The 13,327-nt window shown below is 24.9% G+C and carries 13 protein-coding genes and 1 pseudogene; all 14 read left to right on the plus strand.

From position 1 onward, the window contains the following. Positions 1-17 precede the first annotated feature (17 nt). The 14 genes and pseudogenes from parC (at position 18) to AACK89_RS04035 (ending at position 13,287) form a co-directional block, all read left to right on the plus strand. Positions 18-2,531 (plus strand): DNA topoisomerase IV subunit A, encoded by a 2,514-nt coding sequence (parC, locus tag AACK89_RS03970; RefSeq protein WP_338977348.1) that lies wholly within the window; start codon positions 18-20, stop codon positions 2,529-2,531. A gap of 158 nt (positions 2,532-2,689) precedes the next feature. Next, entirely contained in the window at positions 2,690-4,129 is a 1,440-nt protein-coding gene (locus tag AACK89_RS03975; protein WP_338977351.1) for an NADP-dependent glyceraldehyde-3-phosphate dehydrogenase, read from the plus strand. Between the two features lie 156 nt (positions 4,130-4,285). Then, positions 4,286-5,236 carry an L-lactate dehydrogenase gene (locus tag AACK89_RS03980; RefSeq protein ID WP_338977354.1) on the plus strand — a complete coding sequence of 317 codons (951 nt, stop codon included), beginning with the start codon at positions 4,286-4,288 and terminating at the stop codon, positions 5,234-5,236. 20 nt (positions 5,237-5,256) lie between these two features. Then, the gene (locus AACK89_RS03985; protein WP_338977357.1) at positions 5,257-5,778 is read left to right on the plus strand and encodes a formate/nitrite transporter family protein; all 522 of its coding nucleotides are present in this window, start codon (positions 5,257-5,259) and stop codon (positions 5,776-5,778) included. Then, positions 5,739-6,083 carry a formate/nitrite transporter family protein gene (locus AACK89_RS03990; protein WP_338977360.1) on the plus strand — a complete coding sequence of 115 codons (345 nt, stop codon included), beginning with the start codon at positions 5,739-5,741 and terminating at the stop codon, positions 6,081-6,083. Before AACK89_RS03985 ends, AACK89_RS03990 begins: the two co-directional genes overlap by 40 nt. 170 nt (positions 6,084-6,253) lie before the next feature. Then, a pseudogene (locus AACK89_RS03995) lies at positions 6,254-7,352 on the plus strand (IS3 family transposase). 30 nt (positions 7,353-7,382) lie between these two features. Further along, the gene (locus tag AACK89_RS04000; protein WP_338977362.1) at positions 7,383-7,850 is read left to right on the plus strand and encodes a hypothetical protein; all 468 of its coding nucleotides are present in this window, start codon (positions 7,383-7,385) and stop codon (positions 7,848-7,850) included. A gap of 173 nt (positions 7,851-8,023) precedes the next feature. After that, positions 8,024-8,173 (plus strand): 50S ribosomal protein L33, encoded by a 150-nt coding sequence (gene rpmG, locus AACK89_RS04005; protein WP_174481164.1) that lies wholly within the window; start codon positions 8,024-8,026, stop codon positions 8,171-8,173. A gap of 83 nt (positions 8,174-8,256) precedes the next feature. Next, positions 8,257-9,333, plus strand: a complete 1,077-nt coding sequence (locus AACK89_RS04010) for a M24 family metallopeptidase (protein WP_338973802.1) — start codon at positions 8,257-8,259, stop codon at positions 9,331-9,333. Positions 9,334-9,335: 2 nt separating this feature from the next. Further along, complete coding sequence (gene efp, locus AACK89_RS04015) at positions 9,336-9,899, plus strand: elongation factor P (RefSeq protein ID WP_338977363.1); 564 nt, start codon at positions 9,336-9,338, stop codon at positions 9,897-9,899. 14 nt (positions 9,900-9,913) lie between these two features. Next, positions 9,914-10,282: a hypothetical protein gene (locus tag AACK89_RS04020; protein ID WP_338977364.1), complete on the plus strand. Its 369-nt coding sequence runs from the start codon at positions 9,914-9,916 to the stop codon at positions 10,280-10,282. Then, positions 10,248-10,652 (plus strand): transcription antitermination factor NusB, encoded by a 405-nt coding sequence (gene nusB / locus AACK89_RS04025; RefSeq protein WP_281748253.1) that lies wholly within the window; start codon positions 10,248-10,250, stop codon positions 10,650-10,652. The genes AACK89_RS04020 and nusB overlap by 35 nt, the downstream gene beginning before the upstream one ends. A 247-nt stretch (positions 10,653-10,899) precedes the next feature. Beyond that, positions 10,900-12,063 carry a hypothetical protein gene (locus tag AACK89_RS04030; protein ID WP_338977365.1) on the plus strand — a complete coding sequence of 388 codons (1,164 nt, stop codon included), beginning with the start codon at positions 10,900-10,902 and terminating at the stop codon, positions 12,061-12,063. Between the two features lie 153 nt (positions 12,064-12,216). Then, positions 12,217-13,287 carry a hypothetical protein gene (locus tag AACK89_RS04035; protein WP_338977367.1) on the plus strand — a complete coding sequence of 357 codons (1,071 nt, stop codon included), beginning with the start codon at positions 12,217-12,219 and terminating at the stop codon, positions 13,285-13,287. The last annotated feature ends 40 nt before the right edge of the window (positions 13,288-13,327 follow it).

Here is a 13,327-nt window from a genome sequence, read left to right on the forward strand (position 1 = left end):
AAAGGAGTTTATAAGTTATGAATAGTAAAGAAGAGATTCAACAAAATAATGAACAAATTTTATCTTATCCTATTGATGATATTGTTGCAGAACGTTTTGGTCGATATGCCAAATATATTATTTTAGAACGAGCATTGCCCGATGTCCGTGATGGTTTGAAGCCAGTTCAACGTCGAATTTTGCATGCTATGAATGATTTGGGTTTAACCAATGATAAAGCATATAAAAAAGCAGCTCGTGTTGTTGGAGAAGTAATTGGTAAATATCATCCTCATGGTGATACAGCGGTTTATGCTGCGATGTGTAGAATGGCACAAGAGTGAAAGGTAGCATGACCATTAGTACAAATGCACGGTAATAAAGGTTCAATTGATGGTGATAATCCTGCTGCGATGCGATATACAGAAGCACGTTTATCATTAATTTCAGAATTATTATTGAAGGATATTAAGAAAAATACTATTAGTTTAATTAAAAATTTTGATGAATCAGAAACAGAACCAACAGTTTTACCTGCCTATTTTCCAAATTTATTAGTAAATGGTGCTTCTGGAATTGCCGTTGGAATGGCAACTAATATTCCACCTCATAATTTACAAGAAGTAATTAATGCAATTGTCATGAGAATTAATAATCCACAATGTAATTTAAGCGAATTAATGCGTGTTATTAAGGGTCCTGACTTTCCAACCGGAGGAATTATTCAAGGTATTAAAGGTATTAAAGAAGCTTATCGTTCTGGTAAGGGGCGAATTGCAATTCGTGCCAAAACTCATATTAATAATGAAGGTGAAATTCCACAAATAATTATTACCGAAATTCCATTTGAAGTTATTAAACAAGATTTAATTAAAAAAATTGATGATGTTAAAACATTAGCAAAAATTCATGGTATTAAAGAAGTACGTGATGAAACGGATCGTTTTGGTTTACGAATAGTTATTGATTTAGTAGAAGATAGTAAACCACAAGAAATTTTAAATTATTTATTTAAAAATACCAATTTACAAATTTATTATAACTTTAATTTAGTAGCAATTGCTAACAAAAAACCAGTACAAATGAGTTTAATTAATATGTTAGATTTTTATATTAATCATCAAATTGATGTTGTTACTAAGCGTTCACAATATGACTTAGCACAATTAGAACGAAGATTAGAGATTGTTAATGGTTTAGTTATTGCATTAAGTGAAGTTGATAAAGTAATTAAAATTATTAGAACATCAACTGACCGTATGCAAGCAAAATTAAATTTAATATCAGCTTTTAATTTTACTGATATTCAAGCAGAAGCAATTGTACAATTGCGTTTATATCGTTTAACTGCTACTGATATTCAATCATTAGTTTTAGAAAAAGCAGATATTGAAAGTAAAATTATTGTTTTACAAGAAATTCTTAATAATGAAAATTCACTACGTCAAGTTATTATTACTGAGTTAGAACAAATTAATTCTCATTTTTCTGGATTAAGAAAATCACAAATTCAAGGTGAAATTTCTGAAATTACAATTGATGAAAAAGCAACATTGCGACAAGAAAATGTATTTGTTAGTATTAGTTATGATGGTTGAATTAAGGTAATAAGTAGTAAAGTATTTTTACAAAATCTTGATTATCAAGATTTTGGGCGTAAGCCAAATGATGTTATTATTGGTGGAGCAATGTTCAATAATTTTAATAATTTATTATTTTTTACAAATAAAGGTAATTATTTTTTAATACCAATTTTTAAATTAGAAGAAAATAAATGGAAAGATAATGGTATTCATGTTAATACGTTATGTAAACTTGAAGGAAATGAAAAAATTATTAGTGTTGCGCAAGTTAATAGTTTTGAACAGCCAAATGTAAATATAGTAGTCGCTACTAGATATGGTTTAATTAAAAGAATGCCACTTTTAGAGTTAGCAACTACCAGATTTAATAAAACCGCCAAATATGTTAAGTTAAAAGAGAACGATAGTGTTATTAGTGTTAATAGTACTACCGGTCATGATTTTATTGTTATTAGTACTCGCAAGGGTATGACTTTAAAATATTTAGAAACGAAAGTTCCATTATTAACTAAAACTGCAACAGGTGTTAAAGCTTTGAAAATTAATTCTGAAGAAGATGAAGTGGTAGGAATGGCTTGTGGTAATAGTAATGATATTTATGCAATGTTAACATCAGTTGGAACAATTAAACGAATGTTATTCAATACTATTGAACAAACTTCACGAACAACAAAAGGTAATAAAGTAATAAAAGTTCCTAAAAGTAAAAGTATTAGTATTATTAAAACTTTCTTATCACCAGCAACATCTTTTATTAATATATTAACGAAAAAAGAAAAATGATTAGTGATTAAAGCAAGTGACATTAATCTTAGCAAGGTAAATGAAGGAACTGGCAAAGTAGTTGCTGATGATATTATTGCTGGCGGTAGTAATTTAGTGATTGATTTAAAAACTGATGTTATTGATGCTGATATATCATCAATATCAGAAAATTTTGATGGAAAAGAAAGCAACAATGGTATTTAAAATAAACTTTTTTGTTGAAAATTATGGACTTTTTAAAGAATTAGTTTTTTTGATTTTCATAATATAAATTTAAATAATAATTTTAGTTAAGAGTGAATAGGATATGACTTATATCAATGCTATAATTATTATGGTAGTGATTTAAGGAGGAAGTATAGATGACAAATAATATTATTAAATATCAATCTCTAATTAATGGTGAGTTGTATGAAAATGGTAATTGAATATCAGTTATCAATCCCACCACTAATAAAATAGCAGGCCAAGTTCCTGCCTTAACTAAAGTTGAAATTAAAAAAGTATATGAATCTGCAAAATTTGCTCAAAAAAATTGAGAACAAATGCCTATTTTAAAAAGAATTTCTTTTTTAAATTCTTGAAAACAATTAATTATTCGCGATAAATTAATACTTGCTGAATTAATGACTAATGAAATTGCTAAAGGCACAAAAGCAGCTTGCAGTGAAATTGATAGAACAGTTGAATATATTGAATATACTTTACAAGAAGCATTACGTCTTCATCCTGAATCTTATACAGGTGATAGTTGAGGAAGTATGAACAAATTAGCTGTTTTTGAATACGTACCAAAAGGAATTGTTCTTGCTATTTCCCCTTTTAATTATCCGATAAATTTATCAGTCTCTAAAATATTTCCAGCACTTGTGACTGGTAATAGTGTTGTTTTTAAACCCGCAACACAAGGATCATTGGTGGGATTACACTTAGCTAAATTAGCTAAAGAAGCTAACATTCCTAATGGTGTTTTTAATTCTATAAGTGGTAAAGGTAGTGAAATTGGTGATAGTTTAGTTGAAAATGAAGCAATTAATGTTATTTCTTTTACTGGTAGTGCTGTTGTTGGTAATCGTATTTCACAGAAATCTTTAAAAGCTGATTTGATTTTAGAATTAGGAGGTAAAGATCCAGCAATAGTGCTTAATGATGCTGATCTTGAAGATACAGCAACCAAAATCATTAAAGGTGCATTTAGTTATTCAGGACAACGCTGTACTGCTATTAAAAGAGTGTTAGTACAAAGAACAATTAGTAGCAAATTAATTCCAATTTTAAAAGAAAAAGTTGAAAAGTTAACTGTTGGTTTGCCCACAGATGATTGTGATATTACTCCTGTTATTGATCAACCAACAGTTGATAATGCTAAAAAATTAATTAAAGATGCTTTAGATAAAGGAGCCAATTGTTTAGTTGGTAATAAATTTAAAGAAAATTTAATGTGACCAACTATTATTACTGACGTAACAACAAAAATGAATTTAGCATGAGAAGAACCTTTTGCACCATTGTTGCCGATTATTATTTTTGATGAAGTAAAAGAAGCAATTAATATTGCAAATGATTCACAATATGGTTTACAAGCTTCTGTTTTTACTACTAATATTAATAGTGCAATGAGTATTGCTAAATTATTAGAAGTTGGAAGTGTTAATATTAACGATCAGTCACAACGTGGTCCCGATCACTTTTCTTTTGTTGGTGTTAAGGATTCGGGTCTTGGCGTACAAGGTATTCGTCCTTCGTTACTTGCTTTTACTAGACCAAAAGGGATTGTTATTAATTGAAAAACAAAAATTTAAAAGAAAAAATAAGTTTTATTTTTTTAACATTCTTATATAAAAAGCATAATAAAAATATTACATATCATTGTAACTTTTATTTTAAAAAGTAAGTTATTAAAATAGTGCCGAGGATAAAGTACTGTTACATGAAATGCAAAAAATATGGAGGTAAATATGGCAAAACGAAAAATTGTCCTTGTTGGATGTGGAGCTGTTGGTAGTAGTTTTATTTACAGTGCCATTAATCAAGGTTTAGCCCAAGAATATGTATTAATTGATGCTTTTGAAGGTATAGCTGAAGGTAATGCGATTGATTTTGCTGATTGTCAAGCAGCTTTAGATCATCCTTTTATTTCAATTAAGGCGGGAAATTACAGCGATTGTAAAGATGCTGATATTATTGTTATTACTGCTGGAAGACCACAAAAAGATGGTGAAACAAGATTAAATATGGTAGCAGATAATGCCAAAATTATGAAGAGCATTGCTTTAGAAATTAAAAAATCAGGATTTAAAGGTGTTACTATTATTGCATCTAATCCTGTTGATATTATGACAACTGTTTATCAAAAAATTACACAATTTGATTATCATCAAGTATTAGGTTCTGGTACAATTTTAGATACCTTACGTTTACAATATTTAATTGGAGAAAAAATTGCAGTTAATCCAAAGTCAGTTGCTGCTTATGTAATTGGTGAACATGGTGATTCTTCAATGATTCCTTGAAGTTCGGTTTCGGTAGGTAATAAAACTATTTATCAACAAATTACTGAAGGTAGAATTAAAGAAAAAGATTTAGAAGAATTAAGAAAAGAAGTAGCACAAAGAGCTTATAAAATTATTAAATTAAAGCGTGCAACTTTTTATGGTATTGGTACAGCATTGGCATTATTAGTAAGAAATATCCTTGAAGGACAAAATCACGTTTTAGTAGCAGGTGCTTATTTACAGGGAGAATATGGACAGCAAGGTTTTTATATTGGTGTACCAACAATACTTTACGAAAAAGGTTGAAAAAGAGTAGTTCAGTTACCATTAACGAAAGAAGAGCAAACGGCATTTGATAAATCTTGTGCAATTATTAAAGAAACTTTAGAAACAGCTTTTGCTGCTATTAAATAAAAGATAGGAGTAGTTTATTCGTGAATACAAGTGTAGAAAATATCAATAATGAAGAAACATTAACAAGTATTGAAACTTATATTGCTGTTTATAAGTATGCATTAAAGAAAGCAGAAAGTCCGTTATTAAAAACTTTTTTAATGGGTATTGCGGCTGGACTTTTTGTTGGTATTGCTTATATTGCGGCTATTTTTGGTAGTAGAGGATTAAGTGATAATGGTATTAAAAATTTAAAATTTGGTTTTATTTTTACTTTAGCAATTACTATGATTGTCTTTATGGGTGGTGAACTTTTTACTTCTAATTCCATGATATTTATGCCATTAATAAAAAAACAAGTTAAGTTAACAAGAATGTTAATTAACTTACTAGTAGTATTAATTGGTAATTTTATAGGTTGTTTTATTCTTTCATTATTTACATGATGAGCAGGATTTTTTGATAATCAAGCTTTTTTGGATAATGCTGTTAGTATTTTTAATCATAAATTAGTAATGTCTTGATGAAAAGCCTTTTTAGTGGTATATTATGTAATTTTTTAGTAGCAGGAAGTGTTTATATTTCTCATGCCACTCGTTCATCTACTGCTAAATTTTTATTAATAGGATTAGTAATTATGGTTTTTGCCTTATCTGGTTTTTCTCACGTTGTAGCAAATTCTTATGTTTGAGGATTAGGGCCTTTATTTAATATTTATGGAATTCATAGTGGATTTAATGACTTTTTACAATTTGGTTATCAAGTACAACTTCCAACCTTATTTGGTAATTTTATTGGTGGTGGTATTTTATTACCTGGTATGTATTATTTAATCTTTAGAAAAGAATTACCAAAAATAACATTATAAATATATTATTAATTTTATGAAAATAAATTAATTGTAAATAGAAGTTATTTGATAAGTATATTTTAAAATTTGTCAAATTAAAGATTTTAAAAAGTGGATAGGTTACACTTTATTGGACACTAATTACGTAGACAAGTGAACAAATTAGTTAAAAGAAAGGAACTATAATTATGGCCAATATTAACTCATATACCGATGAATTTAAAAAACAAATAGTAGCTTTATATCAAAGCGGTAAGTCAGTGTCTTGTCTTGCTAAAGAGTACAATGTTACAAGAGCAGCTACTTATAATTGAATTAAGCAATTTACTAATTCAGGCAGTTTTAAAACTAAAGATAATCGTTCTATTGAAGAAAATGAATTAATTAAATTAAGAAAAGAATTAAAACAGTTACGAATGGAAAATGATATTTTAAAGCAAGCAGCACTAATAATAGGCAGAAAATAGAAATTATTGCTAAAAATAAAGTTAAATATAAAATTCGCACAATGTGTCGTTTTTTAAAACTTTCTAAATCAACATATTATTTTAATTTAAAGGAAAAAGAAAAAAACAAAATAATATTTATGATGAAGCTGTTATTAGTGCTTTTAAAGAAAATAAAGAAGTTTATGGAACAAGAAGATTAAAAGTTGTTCTAAAAGAAAAGAATATTTATTTGTCACGCAGAAAAATTAAAGAAATTATGAATAAACATAATTTAATATCAAAATACACTAAATTATCATTCAAAAATCATCATAATAAAGTCAACGATAGTCAAATAACCAATATCGTTAATAGAAACTTTAATAATAGGCTTAAAAATGAAGTTATTGTTAGTGATTTAACTTATGTTCAAGTTAATGGTAAATGAAACTATATTTGCCTATTAATTGACCTATTTAACCGCGAAATTATTGGACATAGTGTAGGTACTAAAAAAGATGCATCATTAGTACATCAAGCATTTATGCACTCAAATCGTTGTTTAAAAGATATTCAAATATTTCATAGTGATCGCGGTAATGAATTTAATAATAAAATTATTGATAAACTTTTACTAGCATTCAATATTAATCGCTCTTTAAGCAAAAAAGGTTGTCCTTATGATAACGCTGTTGCTGAAGCAACTTTTAAAACTTTCAAAATTGAATTTATTAATGATAAAAATTTTACATCATTAATCCAATTAAAATTAGAATTATTTGATTACATCAACTGATATAACAACATAAGAATTCACAGCACTTTAAACTACTTAACTCCAGTTAATTATCAAAAATAAATGTCTACCAAAAAATAGTCCTAAAAAGGGTTGCCATTCCATATTCAAATTATTGATTCATCAGGTCAAGTTATTAAAGGAAAATATAATTTTGAAATTTCTGATGATTATGATTTATTGAATATTAATAGTCAATTATTACTTTTATTTGATCGACAACAAAAAATGACAGTTAGAATAATTGAGAGAAATCTTAATTCTGAAAATGAATTAGTTGTATTAAAAACAATAAATTTAACTAATGAAATAAGTGAAATAAAATTATTAAATAATCAAGAAAATAAGGGTAAATCTTCAACTAATTTTTTCGTTAAAACATTAAATAATCCAAATTATGTTCTTAATATTGATGCAAATATAAACAAAATTGAGAATTTAGAAGTTAATACTAAAAGTATTCCTGATGGAATGAATGGCGAAATTAATAGATATAATAAAACAGTTAGTATTTTTACACAGTATAAAACTGATGACTTATATTGATATCAAGTATTTTAAATAATATTATTTAAATAATTACCTAGTTACTGATATTTTGTATTTTTAATATTAGTAACATTTTTTCATATAAGGAAGTTTAAAAATAATTCCTTTATTTAATTGAACTAACTATTTAATTATGCAATAATATTGTATTGTATATAACTCAATTATTATTAAGGAGGCGCACAATGCGTGATGGATTAACTTTAAGATGTGAAGTTTGCAAAGAAGAAAATTATATTGCTGATCGTAATAAAAAAACTAAGCCTGAAAAATTAGAAACAAAAAAACATTGTTCTCGTTGTAATCAACATACACTACATAAAGAAAAGAAATAAGTAAAACTTATTTCTTTTCTTTAATTTGCAGTACAATATACTTAGTTATTAATTAATGATTTATTAAAAGGATTGAATTTAAAATGAAAAATTTAAATAAAAAAGAAATTATTGAAACAATATTAACCAAAAATAAAATAGATGCTATGTTATTTTACTCTCCCGAAAATCGCTTTTGATATAGTGATTTTATTTCAACGTTAGGTTATTTATTGATTAGCAAAAATGATGCAAATTTATTATTAGATGGAAGATATATTACTGAGGGAAAAGAAAATGCCAAAAATGTTAAATGCATTCAATTTAGTAATATTTTTTCTTCGTTGAAAGATTTATTAAAATCACAAAAAATTAAAAAAATTGGTTTTGAAGCAGAATATATTACTATTGCTCAATTAGAAAGTTGAAAGCAAGAAATTAAAGATATTGAATTTGTTCCAATTTATGTTAGTTCATTAAGAATGATTAAAGATGAAATCGAAATTGCACGAATTGCAAAAGCTTGTGCTATTGGTGATTTGGCTTTTAATGAAGTTTTAAGCTTTATCCGACCTGGTGTTAGTGAAAAAGATGTTGAAGATATAATATTACGTTCATTTGTTAAAAATGGTGCAACAAAAGCATCATTTGATACTATTGTTGCTTCTGGAGAAAGAGGAGCAATGCCTCATGGTAAAGCTAGTAATAAAAAAATTGGCAATAATGAGTTAATTACTTGTGACTTTGGTTGTGTATATGAAGGTTTTTGTTCAGATATGACTAGAACTTTTGCGATTGGTAAAGTTAATCCAAAATTAATTGAAATTCATGAAATAGTTAAATCAGCACAAATGGCAGGAATTAAGGCTGTAAAACCAGGTATAGCTATTGGTGAAATTGATAAGATTTGTAGAGAATATATTAAAGAAAAGGGTTATGAACAATATTTTACTCATGGTACTGGTCATGGACTTGGTATTGAAATTCATGAATCGCCTTGAGTTATTAAAAATGAATCTACTATTTTAGTTCCGGGAATGGTTATTACTGTTGAACCAGGTATTTATATTCCTAATTTAGGTGGTGTTAGAATTGAAGATGATATTTTAGTTACCAAAGATGGTTATCAAATTTTAACAAAATCATCTCGTGAAATTGACATTTGAAAGGAGAAAAAATAAAAATGATTAACGTTAATGATTTTAAACCAGGAATTACTTTTTTACATAATAAAACTGATATTTTAATAGTTATTGAATCAACACATTCTAAAAGTGGACGTGGACAAGCGCATGTGAAGGTAAAAGCAAAAAATTTAAGGACACAAGCTATTATTAGTATTACTTTTACCGGTGGTGATACAGTTTATCCAGCTATTATTGATAAACGACCAGCAATTTATAGTTATGATGATGGTATGTATTCAGTTTTTATGGATAATGAAGATTATAATGAAATTAGGATTGATCAATCACGCTTATCATGAGAAAAAAAATTTTTAGTTCCTGGTAATGAAGTATCATTAAGGGTTTATAAAAATTTAGAAATATTAGGTATTGATTTACCTCCTTCGGTAGTATTAGCGGTTGTTGATGCTCCACCAGGAGTCAAGGGAAATAGTGTTTCTAATACGACAAAAACAGCTATTTTAGAAAATGGTTTACAATTACAAGTACCAATGTTTATTAATAATGGTGATAAAATTGTAGTAAGTACAGATGAAGGGAAATACAAAAATCGCGCTTAAGAAAGGTGAATATTATGGAAATACTTATTGAAGAAAGTAAAGTTGGAACATTAAAATTATCTTCGTTAGTTATTAAAAAATTTATTTATATGTTATTAATTAATGATAACTATCAATTAACATTAGAAGATGTTGAAGTTCTAATGTTAGAAACAAATGATATTACTGCTATTAATAATAATATTGTTGTGCGAATAAAATTAATTGTTAATCCAAATGAAGATTTAGTAAATTTAAAAAATAAAATTAATAATTTAATTTTAAGACGTACTGAATCAGCTTTAAATTTATTTTTATTAAATATTCATATAATATTTATTGCTAAAACTAAGGAAGTAGAAATCAACAATGCAAGAACAAAAGAAGATAACCCAGCATCATAAAAGAATTGGCATGATGGAAGTATTATATCAATATTTCCTTGAAGGCCAATCACAACAAGCATTTAAACAATTTCTTTTTGAAGAAGAAGGTAAGAGTTTAATTACTGAACAATGTGAGATATTAAATAAAATAATTGATTATGAATATGATTTAATAGATTTAATTAATAAAAATTTAAAACAAGGATGAGATTTTGAAAATTTAAAACCAATTGAACAAGCAATTTTAATTTTAGCAGTGTATGAAATTGTCCATACTAAAACAGATAAAAAAATTATTATTAATGAAGCTATTATTATAACTAAAGCTTATTGTCCAAATGATGCTTATAAATACATTAATGGTGTTTTAGATAAAATAAATAAGTAATTATAACTAGTATATGATTGAATTTAGTTGATAACTATATTTCTAATATAAATATATTATCTTATTTTAAAGATATTTTTTATGTTATAATGTAATATTTTTGTTCAATGTAACTATTTTTTAAAAATTAATAGTTAAAAAACAAAAAAATAAAGTATAATATACTTTAATAAACTTAATATAAGTTTTTACCCATTGTTTTTTTAAAGCAAATGGGTTCTTTTGTTTTTAAAAAGGAGAAGTATATATGCCATTAACTAAAGAAGAATCTTTTTTACTATTAAATAAAGAAATTAATAAATTAGATGAAAAAATATCTTATATTGATAAAAAAAATACAGAATTAAAATTAAATATTTCATTAATCGAAGAGGAGGAATTTTTTACATTAGATGAAGAAATCAATGAATTAACTGGACAAATATTTGATGAAGAAGATAAAAATATAAAATTAATAGGAGAAATTAAAGTATTAGAAAAAAATATTAAAGTTCTAGAAAAACAAAAAAACCAAAAAAATTGAAAACTAACTTTTTTAAATGTATTTACTTTTGGTATTTTTAAATATTATAAAAACAAAAATATTGATAAGCAAATTAAAGAAATAAAAATTAAGAGAGAATGTTTGAAACAAACGATAAATAATAATAAAAATATTATTAAATTGTTAAAAATTCAAAAATTAAAAATTATTAAAAAAACTAATATTCTTTTAAAAAACTTATTTTTTGCTAACAATCGATTAATTAAAATTAATAAAGAATTTTTTCAACAGTTAGATAATTTAAAAAATCAAATAGCAAAAATAGTAGATCCTATTAATAATGATTCTTCATTAGAACAAAATTCTTCTGGATATAATAGTGATGATGATAGTCATATTGAAGTACTTTCTGAATCTGAGAAAAAAGATGATATTTTAAAAATATCTTTAAATAAAAAAAGTATCTTTAGTGAAGAAATAGAAGTAGATGTTACTGTTAATAAATTAAATTTTAATGATGATGATAGTGATATTGAAGTACTTTCTGAATCCGAGCAAGAAGATGATATATTTTTAAGTAAAGATAGTGGTTTTAATGAAGATGATGATAGTGATATTGAAGTACTTTCTGAGTTAGAACAAGAAAATGATAATGTAAAAATATATTCAAAGTCAAGCACTATCAATTTTGAAAGACAATTATCAGATATACCAGAAGAAGAAATTACAATAACATCTTCAAGTAAGGATAGTAGTTTTAATGAAGATGATGACGGCAGTGATATTGAAGTACTTTCTAAATCAGTGGAAGAAGAAGATGCTAAAATATTTGGAAATTGTTGTTTTAGTCAAAATTTAATAAACAATTTCGCGAAAAGTTTTTCTACAGTACCTCCTATTTTACAAAAAAGTATTTTAACTAGTTAAAATACTTTTTTTAAAACATATTAGTGAAAAAAATAAAAATAATAATTAAAAATAAAAAAGTAAGTATAATTTAATTTATAAACTAAATATAGTTTTTAACCTATTGCTTTATTTATAAGTAAATGGGTTTTTTTAATTTTTAAAGGAGAAAAAATGTTAATCGAAAAAATTAATATATTAAAAAAAGCAAAAGAAGAATTGGATAAAGAAATATTTTTTATTGAGAAAAAAAGTGAAGAAATAGTTGAGCAAATTGAATCTTTAGAAAATAAAATTAAACGTTTAAAAAAATTAAAAAAATCAAAAAAAATACAACTATTTTCAAATATTAATAAACAAATTAAAAAAACAGAATTAAATATAAAAACTTTAATAGAAGAAATTGATAAAAATGAAAAAAATGCACAACCATTTAAAAATTCAAAATTAAATATTTTAAAAGAAATTATTGATTTACAAGGTCAGTTATATGAAAATAAAGTTAAGAGATATAAAGAAATATTTGAACAATTAGATTTTATTTTAAAAAATAAAAACTTTGAAGAATTAGAACATTCTATATATCCATCTAAGAAAAATCCTTTTGAAGAAGATGGTGATACAGAATTATTTGATAGTATTAGTTTCTCAGCAATTCAAATTAAGGATTTAGAACAAAAAATATTTGATTTTCAAGAAAAAAATAAAGAAATATTAGATAAAATTGATTTACTTGAATGTGATATTCAAGATTTAAGAGAAAAAAAAGCAGAAAAAAATTGACAAATAACTTTTGTAAATACTATTAGTTTTGGTATTTTTAAATATGTTAGAAACAAAAAAGTTAATAAAGAAATTAAAGAAATAAAATTGAAAACAAGAAATTTAAGAGAAGAAATAAATGAAAATGAAAAAAATATTAAACCACTTAAAGTTTTAAAATTAAATATTTTTGAAAATATTATTAATTTACAAGTCAGTTTGATTAATAAAATTACAAATGAAAAAAATGAAGAAATTTTTGATAAATTAAATTTAATTTCAGAAAATGAAATATCAAAGCAATTTGATGAAAAGAATCCTTTTTCTAGTAAAAAAGAATTAATTTCAAGAGTTAATAGTCAATATAGTGATCTTGGTTTTGAAACAGATATTGAAAAAAATCAATCTTGTTTTATTTTGCCAAATGAAGATAAAGCAGAAGAAAAATTAAGTTCTTCTTTGAGATTAATAAATTCTTTATAAGAAAAAAAGATTTTAGTTAAGAATGGATTTAAAAAGTTAT

Origin of the sequence: Spiroplasma endosymbiont of Panzeria rudis (genome assembly GCF_964019705.1) — a bacterium.
Classification (GTDB): domain Bacteria; phylum Bacillota_I; class Bacilli_A; order Mycoplasmatales; family VBWQ01; genus Spiroplasma_E; species Spiroplasma_E ixodetis_A.